The 19,804-nt window shown below is 66.8% G+C and carries 19 protein-coding genes; 6 read left to right on the forward strand and 13 right to left on the reverse strand.

Annotated elements, in window-relative coordinates; genetic code table 11:
* Window positions 1–78 precede the first annotated feature (78 nt).
* Together TQ38_RS15550 and TQ38_RS15555 are read left to right on the forward strand one after the other, a co-directional pair.
* Window positions 79–987 carry an NAD(P)-dependent oxidoreductase gene (locus TQ38_RS15550; RefSeq protein WP_043976995.1) on the forward strand — a complete coding sequence of 303 codons (909 nt, stop codon included), beginning with the start codon at window positions 79–81 and terminating at the stop codon, window positions 985–987.
* The gene (locus TQ38_RS15555; protein WP_370059776.1) at window positions 984–2,750 is read left to right on the forward strand and encodes an amidohydrolase; all 1,767 of its coding nucleotides are present in this window, start codon (window positions 984–986) and stop codon (window positions 2,748–2,750) included. Before TQ38_RS15550 ends, TQ38_RS15555 begins: the two co-directional genes overlap by 4 nt.
* A gap of 257 nt (window positions 2,751–3,007) precedes the next feature.
* Here the strand turns inward: TQ38_RS15555 and tatC are convergent, their stop codons facing one another.
* The 10 genes from tatC to TQ38_RS15605 form a co-directional block, all read right to left on the reverse strand.
* Window positions 3,008–3,838 carry a twin-arginine translocase subunit TatC gene (gene tatC / locus TQ38_RS15560; RefSeq protein WP_043976998.1) on the reverse strand — a complete coding sequence of 277 codons (831 nt, stop codon included), beginning with the start codon at window positions 3,836–3,838 and terminating at the stop codon, window positions 3,008–3,010.
* Between the two features lie 10 nt (window positions 3,839–3,848).
* Window positions 3,849–4,277 carry a Sec-independent protein translocase protein TatB gene (tatB, locus tag TQ38_RS15565; protein ID WP_043977001.1) on the reverse strand — a complete coding sequence of 143 codons (429 nt, stop codon included), beginning with the start codon at window positions 4,275–4,277 and terminating at the stop codon, window positions 3,849–3,851.
* Between the two features lie 20 nt (window positions 4,278–4,297).
* Window positions 4,298–4,561 carry a twin-arginine translocase TatA/TatE family subunit gene (locus TQ38_RS15570; protein ID WP_043977004.1) on the reverse strand — a complete coding sequence of 88 codons (264 nt, stop codon included), beginning with the start codon at window positions 4,559–4,561 and terminating at the stop codon, window positions 4,298–4,300.
* A 109-nt stretch (window positions 4,562–4,670) separates the two neighbouring features.
* Complete coding sequence (scpB, locus tag TQ38_RS15575; RefSeq protein WP_043977007.1) at window positions 4,671–5,303, reverse strand: SMC-Scp complex subunit ScpB; 633 nt, start codon at window positions 5,301–5,303, stop codon at window positions 4,671–4,673.
* A gap of 157 nt (window positions 5,304–5,460) precedes the next feature.
* Window positions 5,461–6,255, reverse strand: a complete 795-nt coding sequence (locus TQ38_RS15580; protein ID WP_043977009.1) for a ScpA family protein — start codon at window positions 6,253–6,255, stop codon at window positions 5,461–5,463.
* A 3-nt stretch (window positions 6,256–6,258) separates the two neighbouring features.
* Window positions 6,259–7,284, reverse strand: a complete 1,026-nt coding sequence (nagZ, locus tag TQ38_RS15585) for a beta-N-acetylhexosaminidase (protein ID WP_043977013.1) — start codon at window positions 7,282–7,284, stop codon at window positions 6,259–6,261.
* A gap of 72 nt (window positions 7,285–7,356) precedes the next feature.
* Window positions 7,357–8,142, reverse strand: a complete 786-nt coding sequence (locus tag TQ38_RS15590; RefSeq protein ID WP_043977021.1) for an SDR family oxidoreductase — start codon at window positions 8,140–8,142, stop codon at window positions 7,357–7,359.
* A 22-nt stretch (window positions 8,143–8,164) separates the two neighbouring features.
* Window positions 8,165–8,920, reverse strand: a complete 756-nt coding sequence (locus TQ38_RS15595) for an SDR family NAD(P)-dependent oxidoreductase (RefSeq protein ID WP_043977023.1) — start codon at window positions 8,918–8,920, stop codon at window positions 8,165–8,167.
* Between the two features lie 16 nt (window positions 8,921–8,936).
* Window positions 8,937–9,713 carry a carboxymuconolactone decarboxylase family protein gene (locus TQ38_RS15600; protein ID WP_240197905.1) on the reverse strand — a complete coding sequence of 259 codons (777 nt, stop codon included), beginning with the start codon at window positions 9,711–9,713 and terminating at the stop codon, window positions 8,937–8,939.
* 5 nt (window positions 9,714–9,718) lie between these two features.
* Window positions 9,719–11,191, reverse strand: a complete 1,473-nt coding sequence (locus TQ38_RS15605) for an aldehyde dehydrogenase (protein WP_043977029.1) — start codon at window positions 11,189–11,191, stop codon at window positions 9,719–9,721.
* A gap of 139 nt (window positions 11,192–11,330) precedes the next feature.
* Between TQ38_RS15605 and TQ38_RS15610 the strand changes: the two genes are divergently transcribed.
* From TQ38_RS15610 to TQ38_RS15620, 3 genes are all read left to right on the forward strand, one after another.
* Entirely contained in the window at window positions 11,331–12,050 is a 720-nt protein-coding gene (locus tag TQ38_RS15610) for a GntR family transcriptional regulator (RefSeq protein ID WP_043977032.1), read from the forward strand.
* Window positions 12,051–12,089: 39 nt separating this feature from the next.
* On the forward strand, window positions 12,090–12,491 hold the full coding sequence (locus TQ38_RS15615) for a metallopeptidase family protein (RefSeq protein WP_043977035.1): 402 nt from the start codon (window positions 12,090–12,092) through the stop codon (window positions 12,489–12,491).
* A 67-nt stretch (window positions 12,492–12,558) separates the two neighbouring features.
* Window positions 12,559–14,334: a bifunctional UDP-sugar hydrolase/5'-nucleotidase gene (locus tag TQ38_RS15620; RefSeq protein ID WP_043977038.1), complete on the forward strand. Its 1,776-nt coding sequence runs from the start codon at window positions 12,559–12,561 to the stop codon at window positions 14,332–14,334.
* A 51-nt stretch (window positions 14,335–14,385) separates the two neighbouring features.
* On the opposite strand, the gene TQ38_RS15625 is transcribed toward TQ38_RS15620, so the two are convergent.
* The 3 genes from TQ38_RS15625 to lgt are packed head-to-tail and all read right to left on the reverse strand — an operon-like array spanning window position 14,386 to window position 16,872.
* The gene (locus TQ38_RS15625) at window positions 14,386–14,895 is read right to left on the reverse strand and encodes a DUF2306 domain-containing protein (RefSeq protein ID WP_043977041.1); all 510 of its coding nucleotides are present in this window, start codon (window positions 14,893–14,895) and stop codon (window positions 14,386–14,388) included.
* On the reverse strand, window positions 14,895–15,959 hold the full coding sequence (locus TQ38_RS15630; protein ID WP_043977043.1) for a class I SAM-dependent methyltransferase: 1,065 nt from the start codon (window positions 15,957–15,959) through the stop codon (window positions 14,895–14,897). The genes TQ38_RS15625 and TQ38_RS15630 overlap by 1 nt, the downstream gene beginning before the upstream one ends.
* A 13-nt stretch (window positions 15,960–15,972) precedes the next feature.
* Window positions 15,973–16,872 carry a prolipoprotein diacylglyceryl transferase gene (gene lgt / locus TQ38_RS15635; RefSeq protein ID WP_043977045.1) on the reverse strand — a complete coding sequence of 300 codons (900 nt, stop codon included), beginning with the start codon at window positions 16,870–16,872 and terminating at the stop codon, window positions 15,973–15,975.
* Window positions 16,873–17,047: 175 nt separating this feature from the next.
* On the opposite strand from lgt, the gene TQ38_RS15640 reads away from it, so the two are divergent.
* Window positions 17,048–19,801 (forward strand): [protein-PII] uridylyltransferase, encoded by a 2,754-nt coding sequence (locus tag TQ38_RS15640; protein WP_043977048.1) that lies wholly within the window; start codon window positions 17,048–17,050, stop codon window positions 19,799–19,801.
* Window positions 19,802–19,804 lie beyond the last annotated feature (3 nt).

A 19,804-nucleotide genomic window follows, 5' to 3' on the forward strand; every position in this document is an offset into this window, starting at 1 on the left:
ACGAATTGAAAGCACGCTCGGCTCGCCGACAGTGCCTGGGCGGTTTGCTTTTGCCCAAAACCCGCTAGAACGCACGGCATGAGCGACAACACCATAGAGCGCCGCAAGGTTTCCTTCCTCGGGCTGGGGACGATGGGCGGCGCGATCGCGCGCCACATCGCCGAAGCCGGGCACGAACTGACGATCTACAACCGCTCGCCCGAACGCGCGCGCAAGTGGAACGCCGACAATCCGGGCCTCGCCCACCGCATTGCCGCCAACCCGGCCCATGCCGCGCAGGATGCCGATGTAGTCATCACCTGCGTGGGCAACGACGACGACCTTGCCGACGTGGTGCTGGGCCCCAACGGCGTATTCCGCATGCTCAAGAAGGGCGGCGTCTTCATCGACCATACCACCGTTTCGGCGCGGATCGCCCGGCAGATCTCGGTCGAGGCGCGCGATCTCAAGGTCCACTGCGTCGACGCTCCGATGACCGGATCGCAGATCGGCGCGGAAAAAGGCACGCTTACCCTGATGTGCGGCGGGCGCGACGACGCGATCGAAGCCGCGCGCCCGATCATGGAAGCCTACTCCAGCCGCATCGTCCATGTCGGCAAGCCCGGCTCGGGCCAGATCGCCAAGATGGCCAACCAGATCTGCATCGCCGGCAACGTCGCCGCGCTGGCAGAGGCGGTGCGCTTCGCCCAGGCATCGCACCTCGACATGGAAAAGGTCTACGAGGCCATTTCCGGCGGCGCTGCCCAGTCCTGGCAGATGGACAACCGGCTCAAGACCATGGACGCCGACGAATTCGATTTCGGCTTCGCGATCGACTGGATGCGCAAGGATCTTGGCCTCAGCCTTGAGGAAGGGCGCGGGCTCGGCGTGTCGCTGCCGGTGGCGGCGCTGGTCGACCAGTTCTTCGCCGACCTGCAGGCGATGGGCGGCGGCCGTCTCGATACCAGCGCGATCATCAAGCGCCTCCCCAAGAAGGGCAAGAAGTGAAGCATAGCATTGCGGCAGCCACCATGCTGCTCGCGGGGACTGCCCTTACGGCTCCCCTGTTCGCGTCTCCGGCCCACGCCGATATCCTTGTCGACAACGTCGAAGGCGTCACCCCTGACGGCAAGGGCGGCGTCGATCATTTCGAGGGCTTCCTGATCGGCCCGGACGGGCATGTCGTGCAGGTCTTCCACCGCGGCGACAAACGGCCCAAGAAGGTCGACTATCAGGTCGACGGCAAGGGCCGCGTGGTCGTGCCCGGCATGATCGATGCCCACGGCCACGTCATGGCCACCGGCTTTGCGAAGATGACGCTGGACCTTTCCGCAGCCAGATCGCTGGATGAGGCCCTGTCGCGCATCGCGGCATGGGTCGCCGCGCATCCCGAGGCGCCCTGGGTACTGGGCACCGGCTGGAACCAGGCGGACTGGAACAAGGATGCCAGCGGCGCCGACCGCATGCCCACTGCGGCCGAATTGGACCAGGTGACCGGCGGCAAGCCCGCCTGGCTCATCCGCGTGGACGGCCATGCCGGCTGGGCCAACTCCGCCGCGCTGTCCGCTGCCGGGGTAAGCGCTGCCAGTGCCGATCCGGCGGGCGGTCAGATCCTGCGCATGGCGGGCTCCAAGGCTCCGGCGGGCGTGCTCGTCGACGCTGCCACCGCGCTGATCGAAGCCAAGCTGCCCCACACCCGCCCCGACGACCGCGATTCAGCGCTGGGCGAGGCGCAGCTCACGCTGCTCGCCGCAGGCGTGACCACCATCGCCGACATGGGCACCACGATCGAGGACTGGCAGGCCTTCCGCCGCGCCGCGGACAAGGGCGCGCTGCGCGTGCGCATCGTCTCCTATGCGGCCGGGATCGACAACATGAGCCTGATCGGCGGCCCCCGTCCGACGCAGTGGCTTTACGAAGACCGGCTCAAGATGAACGGGGTGAAATTCTACCTCGACGGCGCGCTGGGATCGCGCGGCGCCTGGCTCAAGGCGCCTTACGCCGATGACGCCAAGGCGAAGGGCCTGGCCCGGATGAGCCAGACGCAGCTGGGCAACCTGATGAGCCGTGCGGCGATCGACAACTTCCAGGTCGCCGTCCACGCCATCGGCGACGAGGCCAACGCCACCGTGCTCGATTCGATCGAGGAACTGTCCGCCACCTACAAGGGCGACCGACGCTGGCGCATCGAACATGCGCAGATTGTCGATCCTGCGGACATTCCGCGCTTCGGCCGCAACGGGGTTATCGCCTCGATGCAACCGCAGCACGAGGCTTCGGACCGCACCATGGCCGAGGCCCGGCTGGGTCCGGCGCGGCTTGCCGGGGCTTATGCGTGGAAATCGATCTCGGCGGCGGGCGCGACGCTGGCCTTCGGGTCCGACACGCCGGTTGAGCCCGCCCACCCCTTCGAGGGCCTGGCCGTGGCAATCACCCGCACCGGCGCGGACGGTCAGCCGGCCGGGGGCTGGCAGCCGCAGGAAGTACTCTCTCGCGAAGCGGCGCTGGCCGCCTATACCACGGGCGCGGCCTACTCCCTGTTCGCCGAGGACCGCCTAGGCCGCATCGCCAAGGGTTACCGCGCGGACTTCCTGTTCGTCGACAACGACCCGATGACCGCCGCGCCCGAACAGGTGCGCACGACCCGGGTGCTGGAAACCTGGATCGGCGGCAAGCTGGCATGGTCGGCAGCGCAGGACGGCGGCAAGGCCGGAGTGCGGCGTGAGCGCGACCCGAGGCCGGAACCCGCCAGCGGTGCACAGGGCCGTTAACGAACCTCATCCGGCAGAAAATACCCGTCATTCCTGCGAATGCGGGAATCCATCCGGGCTCAGCATTGGGTCGAGAGATGGATTCCCGCCTTTGCGGGGATGACGAAAGGTATTTCGCCCTTGCCGCCAAGGCAACATCGCGCTGCGGCCTAGCGACACAGCAAGCACAAGCTACCGCCCCGCTTTGCTCGTCATTTTCTAGATAAACCGAATTGCGTTCAGGCTGGGCTTGTCGAAGCCCCTGCGCAACAGAGCGCTTACTCCGCTACCGCTTTGCCTGCCGCTTCGGCGTTCTTCTCGATGGCCTTTTCCTCGGCCGCGCGCTCCTTGGCTTCGCGGCGTTCGGTGAACCACATGAGGATCAGCGTGCCTTCGAACAGCAGCAGCAACGGGATCGCCAGCATCAGCTGCGAGATCACGTCCGGCGGCGTCGCCACGGCCGCGACGATGAACACGCCGACGATCGCATAACGCCGCGCCGCCACGCACTGCGCGCGCGTCACGATGCCGGCCCGGTTGAGCAGCATCAGCAGCACCGGCAGCAGGAAGCTGATCCCGAAGGCCAGGATGAACTGCATCACCAGCGCCAGATAGTCACCGGTGCCGGGCAGAGCCTCTAGCTTGAGGCCGCCCTTCTGTCCCTGGAAGCCCAGGAAGAAGTGGAAGGCGGTCGGCATGACCACGTAGTAAGCCAACGCCGCGCCCATCGTGAACAGGATCGGCGTTGCGATCAGGAAAGGCAGGAACGCCTTCTTCTCTTTCGCATAAAGGCCGGGCGCCACGAAGGCCCAGATCTGGTTGGCGATCACCGGGAAGCTGACGAAAAAGGCCGCGAACATCGCGATCTTCACTTCGACGAAGAACGCCTCATACAGCTTGGTGTAGATCAGCCGGCCCTGCCCCGGCGGAAACGCCTCGGTCAGCGGACGGACCAGGAACGAAAAGATGTCGCTCGAAAAATAGAAGCACACGCCGAACGCCACTGCAAAGGCCAGGAAGGCGCGCAGCAGCCGGCCCCGCAGCTCGACCAGGTGTTCGAGCAGGGGGGCCTGGGTATCGTCGATATCGGAAACGCGGAAGGGCTGCATGGCTTGTGCCTCAGGGCGGCGGCGGGGGCAGGTGCATTTCGGCCTGCCGGGGTTCTTCGCTTGTCGCGTTTGCCCCGCCCTCGGCCTTATGGTCCTGCGAGGCGGCGTGATCCTGCGATGCCGGAGCGTCCTGCGTGTACGGGGCGGGGTTGGACGCCGCCGGGGCCTGCATGTCGTCGGCAGTCGGGTTCATGCTGGGCAGCTGAGGGCTGGCCTTCATGATCGCCTCGTTCTGCTCTCGCCACTTGCGCTCCATGTCCTCAAGCTCGGCCTCGCGGACCATGGCGTCGAGACCGGACCGGAAGTGATTCGAGACCTTGCGCATCTTGCCGATCCAGCGGCCAGCCGTGCGCAATGCCATAGGCATGTCCTTGGGACCGATGACGACAACCGCCACGATCACGATCAACAGCAGTTCGGATGCGCCGACGTCGAACATCGCCTGTCAGTCCGGCTCGCTCAAACCTGCTCGTTCTTGGTCTCGGTCGGCACTGCGGCGGGAGCCGGCGGTACGACCTCATCCTGCGGCTTGGCGATCTGCACGGGCGGCACTGCGGGGGTCGACGAAGCGGCCTTCTTGGCCTCTTCCTCGTTCATGCCGTCCTTGAAGCTCTTGATGCCCTTGCCGAAGTCACCCATGATTTCCGACACGCGGCCGCGTCCGAACAGCACGAGCACGATCACCAGAACGATCAGCCAGTGCCAGATCGAGAAGCTACCCATAACCTCAACTCCAAAACACATGGTCGGTATCGACCGTCATGCGCCCCATCTAGGCGCTTTGTTGGCAAGTTGCCAGCCCGTCATGGTTCTGACCTGCCGCTGTCATGCCTCAGTCAGGATCGGATTCGCGTTCATCCGCCTTGCGGCCATTTACCGGCCCCAGAACTGCCTCGATCATGTCCTCGTCCACCGGATCGAGCAGGCCGGCGGCGCGCAGTTCGTCGATGCCCGGCAGCTCCTTCAGCGTCCCCAGCCCGAAGTGGTCTAGGAATACCGGCGTCGTCGCATAGATGACCGGGCGGCCCGGCACCTCGCGCCGTCCGGCGACGCGCACCCAGCCCGCCTCCATGAGCACGTCGAGGGTGCCCTTGGCGGTCTGCACCCCGCGAATCGCCTCGATCTCGGCCCGGCTGACCGGCTCGTGATACGCGACGATGGCGAGCACTTCGGTGGCCGCGCGGGATAGGCGGCGCAATTCCTCCTTCTCGCGGCGCAGGAGGTGGGCAAGATCGGGCGCGGTCTCGAAATGCCAGCGCCTGCCGCGCTCGACCAGCAGGATGCCGCGTCCCTCGTAATGGCGGACAAGCTGCTCGATGACGGGGCGCACCTGCCCCGCCCCCTTTTCGCCGAAGCCGAGGTGAGCCGCGATCTGCTCGGCGCTCATCGGCTCCTCGGCGGCGAAGAGCGTAGCTTCCACGGCGCGGACGAGGTCGTCGGGCTGGGTGTTGTCCGTGATGGTCATCGTGCGCGCGCCTGGGGCTTCGACAGGCTCAGCCTGAGCGGGGTTGGGAGCGAGCCTGGAGGACCGCTCAGGCTGAGCGGCGCTGGCCGGTTGCTTGAAACTCCGCTCAGGCTGAGCTTGTCGAAGCCCCCGTGGCTCCGCTCGGCATGTCGACGAATCACGGCTTCACCGCCCGCAGCCGCAAAGGTCCGAACGTTTCGTCCTGCACGATCTCTGCCTTGCCGGTGCGCGCCAGTTCCAGCGCCGCGACGAAGCTGGAGGCCAGCGCCGAACGCCGCAGCCGGGGGTCGGCCCAGGTATCGTGCGCGGGCGGCAGGAAATCGCGCAGGTCCATCCAGTCGATCGCCACGCCCAGCATCGAGGATACCCGCTGGATCGCGCTGTCCAGCGTCATCACCATCCGCTCGCGCACCATGTGGACGACGGGTTCCGAGCGCACCTTCACATCGCCGTAAGCCCGCACGAGATCGTACCACGAACACTGCCACAGCGACTTGCGATCAACCCGCAGCCCCTCCGGCGCGCCGCGCGCGAAGACATCGCGGCCCAGCCGATCACGGCCCATCAGCCGCCCCGCCGCCTCGCGCATGGCACCCAGGCGTTGCAGGCGCATCTGCAGGCGCAGGGCCATCTCCTCGGGGCTGGGATCTTCCGCCTCGTCGCGCGGGAGCAGCATCGCGGATTTGAGGTAGGCGAGCCAGGCCGCCATCACCAGATAGTCCGCCGCCAGTTCCAGCCGCAGCGCCTCGGCCTGCTCGATGTAGGTGAGATAGGCATCGACCAGTTCGAGAATCGAGATCGTGCGAAGGTCCACCTTCTGCCGCCGCGCAAGGTCGAGCAGCAAATCCAGCGGGCCTTCCCAACCGTCGATGTCCAGATAGAGCGCGTCGTCCTGCGCCTCGGCGCGGTCCTCCCCGCCCCAGCCGTCGAACAGGCCCGGAGCTTCGGCCATGCCTCAGGCTGCCTGTAGCGCCAGCAGCGCGTCGCGCTGGGCGATGAGAGTGGCGTGGAGGGTAGCATGGTCGGGGCCGGGAAGCGCCTCGCCGGTGGCCGCCAGCGCCGTGTCCAGCCGGGCAAGGCCCTGCGCGCCCATCACCGGCACGGCCTTGGCGATGCCGACCATGTCGTCCATCTTCGCCCAGCAATTGAGCGCAAGGTCGCAGCCCGCCGCGATGGCGCCCGCCGCACGTTCCGGCACCGTGCCGGACAGCGCTTCCATGTCTAGGTCATCGCTCATCAGCAGGCCGGTGAAACCGATTCGTTTGCGGATCACCTCACCCACCACGAAGGGCGAGAGGGTGGCGGGGTTTTCATCGTCCCAGGCGGTGTAGCGGACGTGCGCGGTCATCCCGATCGGCGCCGAGGCCAGGGTGCGGAACGGCGCGATGTCCAGTTCCAGTTCCTCGGCGGATGCGGTGACGGTGGGCAGTTCCTTGTGACTGTCGGCCATGGCGCGGCCGTGGCCGGGGATGTGCTTGATGCATCCGGCCGCGCCTGCGCGGGCGAACCCGTCAAGAATGGCGCGGGCCAGCGCAGCGACGCGCATCGGTTCCGATCCCAGCGCACGGTCGCCGACGACATCGTGCGCGCCGGGCTGGCGCACATCGAGCGAGGGGTGCAGGTCGACGGTGATGCCCGCCTCGGCAAGGTCCAGGCCCAGCGCATGGGCATTCGCCCGCGCAGCCTCGATGGCGCTGGCGGGGGCCAGGTCGTAAAGCCGGTCGAACACCTCGCCGGGGGGGTATTTCGGCCAGACCGGCGGCTTCAGGCGCACCACGCGGCCGCCTTCCTGATCGACGCAGATGAACAGCCGGTCGCGCCCGTGGAGGCTGCGCAGTTCGTCTGTGAGCGCGCGAACCTGCTCACGGCTTTGCGCATTGCGGCCGAACAGGACGTAGCCCGCCGGATCGGCATCGCGGAAGAAGGCGCGCTCGTCAGCGGTCAGGGTCAGGCCGGAGAGGCCGAAAAGAGCCGGTATCATGCCCGGTTTGGTCGCAGAAAGGCCGGCATTTCGCAAGGAAGCCGCGCGACCCGGATGTGGATGGCTTATCCGCTAAGGCCGCATCACCCAGCCGCCATCGACATGAACCGTCTGCCCGGTGATCCACTGCCCCGCCGGCGAACACAGCAGCAGCAGGGTGCCGACCAGTTCGTCCGGGGCCCCGCGCGGGTCGATGGCGCAGGTCATTTCGAGAAAGCGGATGAACGGCGAATCGTCCGGCACCAGCAGCTTGCCCGCATCCGAAGTGACATTGCCCGGCGCGATGGCGTTGCAGGTGATACCGTCCTTGCCCAGCTGCTTTGCCAGCGTGGTGGTCAGCCCGACCAGCGCCAGTTTAGAAATACCGTAAAGCCCGCTCGCCGGAAACGCCCCGCCGCTTGTCTGGTTGACGATCCGCCCGCCGCCGCGCTCCCGCATCGAGGGGATGACCGCCCGCGCGCAGAGCAGCGCACCGTTCAGGTTCACCGAAAACGCCCGGTTCCAGGCTTCCAAGGTGACCGTCTCGCAGTGGTCGTAGCTGATATCGACCATCAGCGCGGCATTGTTGACCAGCACGTCGACCCCGCCGAACGCCGCGCAAGCAGACTTGCCCATGGCTAGGGTCGAGGCTTCATCAGCCACGTCCACCTGCACCGCCAGCGCCTTGCCGCCGAGGGCAGCGATCTCTGCGGCGACGGCCTCGGCCCCTTCAAGGTTGAGGTCGGCGACGACGACGCTCGCCCCCGCTTCGGCAAGGCCCATCGCATAGGCGCGGCCGATGGAATTGCCGCGCCCGCCGGCGCCGGCGACCACGGCCACCCTGCCATCTAGGCGGAACTGATCGAGCGTGAATGTCATCTTCGTACTCCCGCAGACCGGCTCAACCGGCCGTAATACCCTTGTCGATGTCGATGCAGGCGCCGTGGAAACCGCGCCCGGCCTCGGACGCCAGGAGCAGGACCATGTCCGCCACATCGTCCACCTCGACCTGCCCGCGCATTCCCGAGAACCGCTTGAGCAGTTCGATGTCGCAGTTTTCGGGCGGCCGGTAATTGAGCGCGATATTGGTGACCATGCCGCCGGGCGCGACCGCATTGATGCGGATCGGGGCTTTCTGGAACTCCATCGCCATGGCCTTGGTCATGCCCAGGATGCCCCACTTGCTGGCGCAATAGGCGGCGGCATAGGCCTCGCCGATATAGGACGCACAGGAAGCTACGTTGACGATCGCGCCGTTCGTTTCCAGCAGGTGCGGGATCGCGCCCTGCGACAGCACGAAAGGCGCGTCGAGATTGACGGCGATGGTGCGCCGGTACTGCTCCAGCGGCATCTGCGGCGTGTTGGCAAGGTAGATCAGCCCGGCGATGTTGCACAGCGCATCGAGCCGCCCGAACCGCGTCGTCGCCTCGGGCACGACTTGCGCGCAGGCGGCGGCATCCGAAAGGTCGACGACCTGCGTTGCCACTGCCCGCCCGCTTTTTGCCAGCAGCGCAGCGGTTTCGGCCAAACCCTGCGGGTTGACGTCGACAAGCCAGAGATCGGCCCCCGCCTCCGCCAGCTTGAGCGCGCTCGCCCGGCCCAGCCCCGAAGCGGCGCCGGTTACGAGGGCGACCTTGCCGGTCATATCGGTGTTCATACTGCTTTCCCCGTCGCTAGCCGTTCCACGCCAGCCCCCTGGCCACCTTGCCGATCATCTCCTGCACCACCGCGTTGATGCGCGAGGCCTTGGGCCAGCCCGCATGGGTCCCGTATTGCACTACGAATTCGAGCATCTCATCGCCGGTGCAGTTGCCGCTCGCCATGGCGGCGTGGATGTGGCTGCGGATCGGGATCTCGGCCGCCGATTCGCACACGCCGACCAGCGTGATCCACCTGCGCGATGCCTCGTCCAGGCCGGGACGCCGCCACATCTCGCCAAAGACGAAGTTGTTGATGGCCTGAAGATAGGGCGATCCGGGCGGCCCCGGCGCAAAGGTCATGACTTTGGCGAAGGCGGCATGACCGCCATCGTTGCGGGCCTGCGCGTCCCATGGTTCGGGGCAGATCGGCGGGACATGCGCGGGCGGCAGATCGAGTTCAAGCGCCACACGCGTCACCGCGCGGTCCAGCCTGCCGCCGTTGCCCCAGCCCGCATAGACGGCCAGATGCAGCGCCGCCTCGCGCAGTTCGGCAAGGCTGAGGTGCCCCCCGACCAGCGCCCCGCGCACGAAATCGTCGATCTGGTTTTCCTCCAGCCCGCAAGTCGCCGCGCTGGCCATGGCGACGATCAGGCGCGGGCGCATCGGCAGGCCGGGGCGGGTCCAGACCTCCGCCCAGACGAAGTCGCGCCAGGATTCCTCCAGCAGGGTCGCCGGTTCGCGCGGGCTGCGGGCCGCCGCTTCGGCTTCGGCGACGCGGCCACTGGCGGCGCGGTCTTCGGGATCGAGCATCGCCATCACTCCCGCAGGTTGACCCAGACGTTGCGCACTTGCTGGAACTCACGCAGAGCCTCGATCCCGCCGAGGCGGCCGTGGCCCGAATGCTTCATGCCGCCGAAGGGGACGCAGGCCGTCATCGCCTCGCCCGAGCCGTTGACCTGCACCTGCCCCGCCATCATCTGCCCGGCGACGCGGTGAGCGCGGGCAAGGCTGGTGGTGTGGACATAGGCGCCCAGACCGTAATCGCTGTCGTTGGCGAGCGAGACGGCCTCTTCCTCGCTGTCGAACGGCGTGACGACGAGGACCGGGCCGAACACCTCGTTGCGCGCAATGGCGCTGCCCGGCGCGACGTCGGCCAGCACCGTGATCGGCAGAAAGAAGCCGGAGCCATGATCGCCCCCCAGTCGTTCGCCGCCGCAGACGAGGCGCGCGCCATCGGCGATCCCGCCTGTGACCATGCCCTGAATGCGCTCCAGCGCCGGCGCGGAGATGACGGGGCCCATGATCGTGTCCATCGCCAGCGGATCGCCGACCTTGATGTGCCCGGCCATGGCGGCCAGCATCTGCACGTAAGGCTCGTAGATCGAACGCTCCACCAACAGCCGCGTGCCGTTGACGCAGCCCTGCCCGTTGGCGCTGACCGCACCGGACAGCCCGCGCTTCGCCGCCGCCTGAAGGTTTGCGTCGGCAAAGACCAGCACCGCCGACTTGCCGCCCAGTTCCAGCCCCACCGGCTTCAGGCTCTGCGCCGCGCTGCCAAGAATCTTGCGCGCCGTACCGCCCGATCCGATGAATTCGATCTTGCCGATCCCGGGGTGCGCCACCATCGCCGCGCCTACGTCCGGCCCGCCGGTGACAAGGTTGACCACTCCGGCCGGAAAGCCCGCCTGCCCGATGATCTCCATCAGCTTCATCAGCGAGAACGGCGCGTTCTCCGGCGCTTTCAGCACCACGCAGTTGCCGGCCGCCAGTGCCGGGGCCAGGCACATCGTCGCTGCGAACAGCGGCCCGTTCCACGGCACGATGATCCCGACCACCCCGTAAGGCTCATACGTCACGTAATCGTGCGCCGGGCCGCCCCAGGTGCTGATCGTGCGGCCCTCGATCTTGTCCGCCCAGCCGCCGAAGTAGCGGAATTTCTGTGCGGCATCGGCGCTCATGTGCGGACCGGCGAGGATGATGGAGCCGTTCTCGATCGAGAGCAGCGGGGTCATTTGCGCCGCATTCTCCTCGATCAGCGCGGCAAGACGCAGCATCAGGTCGCGCCGCTTGTCGCCCGGCATGGCGCGCCATGCCGGGGCAGCGCTCTGCGCAGCGGCCACGGCGCGGTCGACATCGCCCGCATCGGCCAGCCGCAGTTCCGCAGTGACTGCACCGGTGCCGGGGTAGACGTGTTCGAACGCAGCGCCGCTGCCGCCTGCCTCGCTCACCCCGTCTATGACGAGGGCGTGGCCCGGCAGGACCGACCGATCCGGTGTGAGAAATGCCATCGCTTGTTCCTGTCCCAAAGCGCCTGGGCGCCTTTGCGGCTACCCGTCTTGAGCAGGATGTTATGTGCGTTTAAATAGGCGCTCAACGGACTTGAATTGCATTTTTCTTTATCGTCAGCCCCTGATTGGAGGCTATTATATGCCTGTAATTGACGCCCAACTTAAAGTCCGCCGACGCCGCGGGACGAATCTCGTCACCGCCACCACCGAGTTTCTGCGCGAACGTATCTTTGCCGCCGCCCCCGGCGCGCTGATCGGATCGCTCCATGCGCTGGCCCGCAGCCTTGAAGTCGGCATCGTCACCCTGCAACAGGCCGCCCGCGTCCTCGAACACGAGGGGCTGCTGGAAGTGCGGCGCGGTCCCGGCGGCGGCTATTACGGCGCGCGGCCCGACGATGCGGCGCTGGAGCGGGCCTTCGACGCGTATCTGCGGGTTCACCCAGCGACATGGGAGGAGGCGCTGGACATGACTTCGCTGCTGTTCAACGAGCTTGCCTCCGCAGCCGCCGGATGCCGGGACGCGGGCTTGCTTGGCGATCTGCGCACGATGGCGGGAAAAGTGGAAACCTGCGCCAGCGACGCGGAGCTGGGCGCCTTCGAGTTCGCGTTTCAGGAACTGCTGTTCCGCATGGTCCGCCGCCCGCTGTTTGAAATGCTCACCCGCGTCACCCTGCACTATGCCACCACCCGGTCCGACGCCCCGGTGCGGGCGCTGGAGCACGACATGGATAGCTGGAAGGCAGGCCGCCGCCGCATCATCGCCGCGATTCTGGCCCATGACGGAGCGCTCGCCCGCTTCGAGGCCGATCGCAGCAACCGCGCGGTTATTCTGCGGCACCTCGATGCCGCGCGCGTCTGAGGGTTACCCGGCGATGCAATCGGTGGCACAGTCCGCTCCATGACACGCCGCTTCGGACCTCCCCCCTCGCCCGCCGACTTCGAGGCGCTTGCCCACGCAGCCTTCGCGCGCATTCCCGAACCTTTTGCGCAGCACCTTGACGGGATCACCGTCCACATCGAGGAATTCGCCGACGAGGAAACCCTGCGCGCGCTGGAGATCGACGATCCTTTCGGCCTGACCGGGCTTTACCACGGCCGCTCGATGGACACCGATTCGGTGTGGATTTCGGGCGAGTTTCCGCCTCGCATCACCCTTTACCGCCAGCCCCTCCTCGCCGAGTGGTGCGAGACCGAAGTGCAGCTGGAAGATCTCGTCGCCCACGTCGTCATCCATGAGGTTGGCCACCACTTCGGCCTGTCCGATGATGCCATGCACGCGCTAGAGGACGAAGTGCGCTGATAAGGCGCGCGGACGTTTGCAAAATTCGTCCTTGGAGCGTCACGTTTTCTTGCGATAGAGCCGCCTTATGACCTCCCCCAAGATCAGAGCGCTTCCGCTTCTCACCGCCTCCCTGCTGGCCGCCTGCGCGGCGCCTCAGGCTTCCCATCAGACGTCGTCCGTGCCCGGCCCCCAAGCCGCCGCAGGCCCGGTCGAAGTGGGCATCGTTGCCATCAACGACTTTCACGGCGCGCTTGAACCGCCGGGGCAGTCGGTCAACGTGAAGCAGGCGGACGGCTCGATGCTCCCCGTTCCCGCAGGCGGCGGTGCGTGGCTGGCCTCGGCGGTGGATTCGATCAAGGCGCTGCACCCCAACCATGTCGTGGTGGCGGCGGGCGATCTCACCAGCGCCTCGCAGCTCGCCTCCTCGCTTTATCTGGACGAGCCGGCGGTCGGCGTGATGAACAGGCTGGGGCTGGAATTCAACGCCGTGGGCAACCACGAGTTCGACCGCGGCCCCAAGGAACTGCAGCGCCTGCAAAGCGGCGGCTGCGAAAAGAACGGGCGGCTCGATCCCTGCCAGCTGGAGCAGTTCAAGGGCGCCAGCTACAAGTACCTTTCGGCCAGCACCTTCAAGGCGGACGGCAGCACCCTGTTCCCTGCCACCGGCCTGAAGACCTTCGGAACAGGCGCCAGTAAGGTGACGATCGGCTTCGTCGGCCTGTCGCTGAAATCGGTGCCGACGCTGGTCGCGCCCGAACAGGTCAAGGACCTGACCTTCGGCGACGAGGCCGAGGCCATCAACAAGGCGATCCCCCTGCTTCGGGCAGAGGGCGCCGACGCGGTGGTGGTGCTGATCCACCAGGGCGGCAAGACCCCGGTGGGCGACCCCAACGGCTGCGACGGGTTCACCGGCGACATCCAGCCGATTCTCGACAAGCTGAACCCCGGCGTCGACGTAGTGGTATCGGGCCATACGCACTGGTCTTACGTGTGCAATTACAAGCCCGCCAACGGCGGCGCGCCGATCCTGCTGACCAGCGCGGGCGTCTACGGCGAACTCGTCACCGACATCACGCTGAAGATCGACCCCGCCGCGCACCGCGTGGTGTCCTCGGCCGCGCATAACGTCATCGTCCAGTCCACGCCTTACAAGGCCAGCCGGGGCGAGATCGCCAATACCGACGCCTTCCCCCGCTTCGCCCCACGCGCCGACGTGGCCGCCTACGTCAAGCAGTACAAGGACGCCTCGATCTCGCTGGTCGAGCGCCCGGTGGGCAAGGTTTCGCAGGCCGCGTCCAAGAGCGACGGCGCCGAATCGGGCACCGGCGGCACCTTGGGCAACCTGATCGCCGACAGCCAGCTTGCCGCCACGCGCGGAGCGGGCGCGCAGATCGCCTTTACCAACCCCTTCGGCATCCGCGCCTCGCTGGTGCCCGCCGCCGATGGCCAGGTGACCTTCGGCCAGCTCTACGCCATCGAGCCGTTCGGCAACGAACTGGTGACCATGACGCTCACCGGCACGCAGCTGCGCGCCGTGATCGAGGAAGGGCTGGACGACGAGGGGCCGATGCAGGTGCTCTCGCCTTCGGCCGGGCTCATGCTGCGTTATGACCCTGCGCGCCCCTCGGGCAAGCGCATCGTATCGCTGACCCTGAACGGCAAGCCGGTGAGCGCGGCTGCGAACTACCGCGTGAGCATGGTGAACTTCCTCGCCGAGGGCGGCGACGGCTTCACGACTTTCGCCAAGGGCACCCAGCGCACGCGCGGCATGATCGACGTGATGGCCTTCGAAGACTGGCTGAAGGCCGTACCGGTGCGCGAAGTCCCCCAGGAAAGCCGCACGGTGAAGGTAGGAAAGTAAGCGCTGCCGCTCTCCTCCCCGTCGTGACGCGATGGGGAGGAGCGGTCGTTATCAACTCAGCAGCCAGTGCCCCAGCAGGCGATCGAACGGGAAGGTGAAGAACCCCGCGATCAGCAGCGCGCCGATGATCATGCCGCGCACGGTGCGGCGATGGCGGGCTATATTGCGGCGGCGGGCGCTGATTACCAGCAACGGCACCAGCACGATGGTCAGGAACGACAGCGCATGGATGGGGCTGAAATGGCCCGGATTGCTGGTCGTCACGAACAGGCTGTCGATCGCCGTGAGTAGCATCGCCGCGCTCCAGACATAGCCCAGTTGCCGGTGCCCCGGCGTCCCGCGTGGGCGCCACAGCAGTACCGGGGTCAGCGCCAGCGCGGTCATGATCGTGGCAAGGTGCAGCCAGATTACCGCCGGGATCGCGGGCCAGTCGTGCAGGCCCTTGATCAGGGCCGCGACGATGAAGCCCAGCATCACCAGCGCCAGCAGGCCAAGCGCCTTTTCCAGCCGGTCAGGCGCGGTTGAGCGCAGGGCGGTTGCCTGCGCCGATGTCGGGGCCATCAGAAGCCCGCGCCGTCCGGCCAGCCCGGCCCGGCCAGGCCCATCACCTTGAACAATTCCCCCATCTGCCCCTCGTCCACCAGTCGATCCCTGGCGGCGAGTATTGCAGAAGATTGCTGCGGCGCAATACCGGCCAGCTGCGCGGCGCGCATGTCGATCCCCAGCGCGCGCAGGAAAGCGCCTTGCGTAACCGTGCCGAGGTGGCGCGCACCGCCCGCCAGCGCCACTTGCGCGGCCGTGGCGAAATCGACCAGGCAGGTCAGATCCGCCTCGCCCGGCAGCGCGAAGGGATCGACTTTCGTATGATCCTTCAGCGCCTGCAGCGTCGAGCCGGTCTGCATCTGCGCATAGCCGTAATCGATCAGCAGCGCCGCTCCGCCCTGTGCGGCAAGCCGCGCGGCGATCTCGCCGGTGACGGCAGCCGCGCCGGGGCACGTCTCGATCAGGGTCTGCTCGGGGCTTGCCTTGAGGTGTTCGGGAATGGCCGCGTCCATCGGCGTGTCGCCGGCGACGGGCAGGAAACGGCCGCCTTCGCCGCCTGCATCCTGCCAGTCGACCATGCGCTCGCGCCAGCCCTGCGGGGTCTTCACCAGCTGGCGCACCGGCAGCGCGTCGAGAAACTCGTTGCCCACGATCAGCAGCGGCGCGTCGGTTGGCAGGGTGTCCATGTCGTCATGCCACTGCGCGCCCGGGACAGCGTCCCGCTGGAGGACACGCAGCGCAGCGGAGCCTTCGACGAAGTGGACCTGCGGCTCCAGCCCCTGCCGCTTCATCGCCCGCAGCGCGTCGCGGGCCAGAGTGCCGCGTCCGGGGCCAAGCTCTACGTAGTGGACCGGGGCGGGGCGGCCTGCCCTCACCCAGATGTCGACCAGCCACAAGCCGATCAACTCACCGAACATCTGGCTGATCTCGGGCGCGGTGATGAAGTCTCCGCCGCTGCCTAGCGGGTCCTTGCCGGCATAGTAGCGGGCGTTCGATTCGCCCATGTAGTGTTGCAGCGTGATCGGCCCGAAGCGGGCGATCAGCCGCCGGAAGACCGCGCCAAGCGATTCGCCTTCTGCCATGACGCCGGTACGCTCAGGTGATCTCGATCGGGCGGCGCGTGGAAAGCGCCGGGCGGGCCAGCGCCCGCGCCACCATGAACAAACCGAGCAGGATCAACGGGATCGTCAGCCATTGCCCCATCGACAGGCCGGTCGACTGCGCGAACTGCGCAAGCTGCTTGTCCGGCTCGCGGAAGAACTCGACCGTGAAGCGCGCGGCGGCGATGCCGGCGGTGAACACGCCCACCAGCAGGCCCGGACGGAAACGCGCGCGCGTCTTCCAGTACAGCAGCAGCATGATGACGATCATCATCAGCCCTTCCAGCCCCGCCTCGTAAAGCTGGCTGGGGTGGCGCGGAAGCTGGTCCGGGGCATCGGGAAAGACCATCGCCCAGGGCACGTCGCCGGTGACGACGCGGCCCCACAGTTCGCCATTGACGAAGTTGGCAAGGCGCCCGAACAGCATCCCGAACGGCACGCAGACCGAGATATAGTCCATCACCCGCACAAAGCTCAGCTGGTTGCGCCAGGACACCCAGGCCACCGCCAGCAGCACGCCGATCAACCCGCCGTGGAAGCTCATGCCGCCGTGCCACAGCTGGACCAGCTGGCTGGGATGGGCCCAGAGGCTGGGAATGTCCGAACTGCCGCCGGTGTAGAACGTGGCATAGCCCAGCCGTCCGCCCAGGATGATGCCCAAGGTGCAGTAGAAGAAAAGATCGTCTGCATGGTGCTGCGCCATCGGCGCGCCGGGTGACTTTATCATGCGCGAAAGATGCCAGTATCCCAGCACGATCCCGGCCAGATAAGCCAGCGAGTACCAGCGCAGCTCGAAGCTGCCGATACGGAACAGGTAGTTCTTGAGGCCCAGGTTGACCCAGTAGATGGGCTCATGCGCCTCGGCGGCGGCTGCGGCAAGCAGTGTCAGGGACAAGTCGTGGACCTCGCGTGCTTCATGTCCGGGCGGCCGAGCGGCCTTCGTTACGCGCGGCCTTCTGGCATAGCCCGGTACGCGATGGTAGCCGGCAATTCATATCTGTGCCGCATAACCCGCGAGATCACCAGCTGCGGCTTTTCCTTGGCGCCCGCAGCGTCTAGACCCCGAGGCCATGAGCAGCGTGATCCGTATCCCTTCCCCCCGTTCCGTGATCGACCGCCGCGAACTGGCCGCGCGCATAGATGTCGTGGTCGCCGAGCAGGGCGGCGCCAAGGGCCGCAAGGCCATCGTCGAGCTGCTGCGCGCCGCGCTGGAAAATGGCCGCGCCGAAATCGCGCGCCGCCTGATCGCCAAGCCCTCCGCCGGGCACGAAGTGGCCGAAGCGCAGGCTTTCCTGGTCGATCAGCTGGTGCGGGTGATCCACGATCACATCTGCGCCAACGTCTATCCTGCGGGCAACCGTTCGAAGGGCGAGCGGCTGACGATCATGGCCGTGGGCGGCTATGGCCGGGGCGAGATGGCGCCGCATTCCGATGTCGACATCGCCTTCCTCACGCCGATCAAGCAGACGCCGTGGTGCGAGCAGGTGATCGAGGCGATGCTCTACTTCATGTGGGACCTGGCGCTGAAGGTCGGCCATTCCAGCCGCTCGCTCGACGACATGGTGCGCATGTCGAAATCCGACCTGACGATCCGCACCGCCATGCTGGAAGGCCGTTACGTCTGGGGCGACCAGGATCTGTACGAGGAAGCACGCACTCGCTTCTTCAAGGACGTGGTGTCCGGCACCGAACGCCAGTTCGTGGTCGAAAAGCTGGCCGAGCGCGAGGAACGCCACAAACGCATGGGCGACAGCCGCTATGTGGTGGAACCCAACATCAAGGAGGGCAAGGGCGGCCTGCGCGACCTGCACACGCTCTATTGGATCGGCAAATACATCCACAAGGTGCGCGATGCATCCGAACTGGTCAGCGTCGGCCTGCTGACCCAGAAGGAATACCGCTCGTTCCGCCGCGCCGAGAACTTCTTCTGGGCGGTGCGCTGCCATCTGCACACCATCACCCGCCGCGCCGAGGACCGCCTGACCTTCGACATGCAGCGCGAAGTCGCCGCGCGCATGAACTTCTCCGACCGCCCCGGCAAAAGCGCGGTGGAGCGCTTCATGCAGATGTTCTTCCTGCAGGCGAAGGGGGTGGGCAACCTGACCGGCGTGTTCCTCGCCCAGCTCGACGACCAGTTCGCCAAGCGCCAGCCGCGCGGGCTGCTGGCCGGTTTCCGCGCCAAGGAACGGATGTTGAAGGGCTACAGGGTCTTCGGAGGCCGCCTGAAAGCGCCTTCGGACGACTGGTTCGCCGCCGACCCGGTCCGCATGATCGAGATTTTCGTGCTGGCAGACCGCGAGCATCTCGAAATCCACCCCGAGACCCTGCGCCTGATATCGCGCGATGCAGTGTTGATCCGCGACGACGTGCGCCGCGACAAGCGCGCCAACGAACTGTTCATGGAACTGCTCACCAGCCGCAACGACCCCGAAGTCGCACTGCGCAGCTTCAACGAGGCGGGGGTGTTCGGCCGCTTTGTGACCGAGTTCGGCCGGGTCAACGCGCAGATGCAGTTCGACATGTACCACCATTATACGGTGGACGAACATACGATCCGCGCCATCGGCCTCGTCGCCCGGATCGAAAAGGGCGAGCTGAAGGGCGATCATCCGCTGGCGCACGAAGTCATCCCCAGACTGCGCTCGCGCCGGGCGCTTTACGTTTCAGTGCTGCTGCACGACATCGCCAAGGGGCGGAAGGGCGACCACTCGGTGCTGGGCGCGGAAATCGCGCTCAAGCTGTGCCCGCGCTTCGGGCTGGACGAGGATGAGACCGAACTGGTTTCCTGGCTGGTCCGCCAGCACCTGCTGCTGTCCGCCACCGCGATGAAGCGCGACCTTTCGGACGGCAAGACCATCGCCGATTTCGTCGAAGTCGTGCAGTCGGTGGACCGCCTGCGCCAGCTTACCGTGCTCACCATCGTCGACATCCGCGCGGTCGGCCCCGGCACCTGGAATTCGTGGAAACGCCAGCTCATCGCCACGCTTTACGGCGCGGCGGAGGAACGCCTGCGCCTGGGTCATGCCCAATTCGGGCGCTCCAATCGCGTCGCCGCCAAGAAGGCCGCTGTCGAGGCCATGGGAGGCGAGTATCCCGCGCTGATCGAGAAAGTCGGCGGCGTGCTGAGCGATGCCTACTGGATCGCCGAGCCGGACGACGTGATCGCCAAGAACCTGATCGAACTGGCCGCTTCGGAAGAGGAACCGCTGTCGATCTTCACCGAATATTACCCCGCACGCGGCGCCACGCTGGTGACGGTGATCGCATCGGACCACCCGGGCCTGTTCTACCGCATCGCCGGCGGCATCCACCTGGCCGGCGGCAACATCATCGACGCGCGCATCCACACGACCCGCACAGGGCGCGCAGTCGATAACTTCCTGGTGCAGGACCCGCTCGGCCGTCCGTTCATGGAAGTCAGCCAGCTCGAACGCCTCAGCCTCTCGATAGAAAATGCGCTGGCCAACCGGATCAAGATCCTGCCCCAGCTGGTCGCCCGCCCCGACGCACGCCTCCGCGCCGATGCCTTCGACGTTCGGCCGCGCGTGCTGTTCGACAACAAGGCCTCGAACCGCTTCACCGTGGTCGAAGTCAATTCGCGCGACCGGCCTGCCCTGCTCAACAGGCTGGCCCATGCGCTGTTCGAATCGAAGCTGATGGTCCACTCCGCCCACATCGCCACTTACGGCGAGCGCGCGGCGGATACCTTCTACGTCACCGACCTTTTCGGCGAGAAGATCACCGGCACCCCGCGCCTCAAGGCGCTGGAACGCCGCCTGCTGGAAGCCGCCAGCGAACCCACCGGCGAAGAAGTGGCGGCCTAAGGG

This window comes from Novosphingobium sp. P6W (assembly GCF_000876675.2).
Classification (GTDB): domain Bacteria; phylum Pseudomonadota; class Alphaproteobacteria; order Sphingomonadales; family Sphingomonadaceae; genus Novosphingobium.

Bases quoted from the DNA above. Each gene is read 5' to 3' on its own strand.
- TQ38_RS15630 (WP_043977043.1), bottom strand. From the start codon at position 15,959: ATGGCAGAAGGCGAATCGCTTGGCGCGGTCTTCCGGCGGCTGATCGCC.
- tatB (WP_043977001.1), bottom strand. From the start codon at position 4,277: ATGTTCGACGTCGGCGCATCCGAACTGCTGTTGATCGTGATCGTGGCG.
- TQ38_RS15580 (WP_043977009.1), bottom strand. From the start codon at position 6,255: ATGGCCGAAGCTCCGGGCCTGTTCGACGGCTGGGGCGGGGAGGACCGC.
- tatC (WP_043976998.1), bottom strand. From the start codon at position 3,838: ATGCAGCCCTTCCGCGTTTCCGATATCGACGATACCCAGGCCCCCCTG.
- TQ38_RS15570 (WP_043977004.1), bottom strand. From the start codon at position 4,561: ATGGGTAGCTTCTCGATCTGGCACTGGCTGATCGTTCTGGTGATCGTG.
- TQ38_RS15605 (WP_043977029.1), bottom strand. From the start codon at position 11,191: ATGGCATTTCTCACACCGGATCGGTCGGTCCTGCCGGGCCACGCCCTC.
- scpB (WP_043977007.1), bottom strand. From the start codon at position 5,303: ATGACCATCACGGACAACACCCAGCCCGACGACCTCGTCCGCGCCGTG.
- TQ38_RS15600 (WP_240197905.1), bottom strand. From the start codon at position 9,713: ATGCTCGATCCCGAAGACCGCGCCGCCAGTGGCCGCGTCGCCGAAGCC.
- TQ38_RS15610 (WP_043977032.1), top strand. From the start codon at position 11,331: ATGCCTGTAATTGACGCCCAACTTAAAGTCCGCCGACGCCGCGGGACG.
- nagZ (WP_043977013.1), bottom strand. From the start codon at position 7,284: ATGATACCGGCTCTTTTCGGCCTCTCCGGCCTGACCCTGACCGCTGAC.
- TQ38_RS15625 (WP_043977041.1), bottom strand. From the start codon at position 14,895: ATGGCCCCGACATCGGCGCAGGCAACCGCCCTGCGCTCAACCGCGCCT.
- TQ38_RS15620 (WP_043977038.1), top strand. From the start codon at position 12,559: ATGACCTCCCCCAAGATCAGAGCGCTTCCGCTTCTCACCGCCTCCCTG.
- TQ38_RS15590 (WP_043977021.1), bottom strand. From the start codon at position 8,142: ATGACATTCACGCTCGATCAGTTCCGCCTAGATGGCAGGGTGGCCGTG.
- TQ38_RS15550 (WP_043976995.1), top strand. From the start codon at position 79: ATGAGCGACAACACCATAGAGCGCCGCAAGGTTTCCTTCCTCGGGCTG.
- TQ38_RS15595 (WP_043977023.1), bottom strand. From the start codon at position 8,920: ATGAACACCGATATGACCGGCAAGGTCGCCCTCGTAACCGGCGCCGCT.
- TQ38_RS15615 (WP_043977035.1), top strand. From the start codon at position 12,090: ATGACACGCCGCTTCGGACCTCCCCCCTCGCCCGCCGACTTCGAGGCG.
- TQ38_RS15640 (WP_043977048.1), top strand. From the start codon at position 17,048: ATGAGCAGCGTGATCCGTATCCCTTCCCCCCGTTCCGTGATCGACCGC.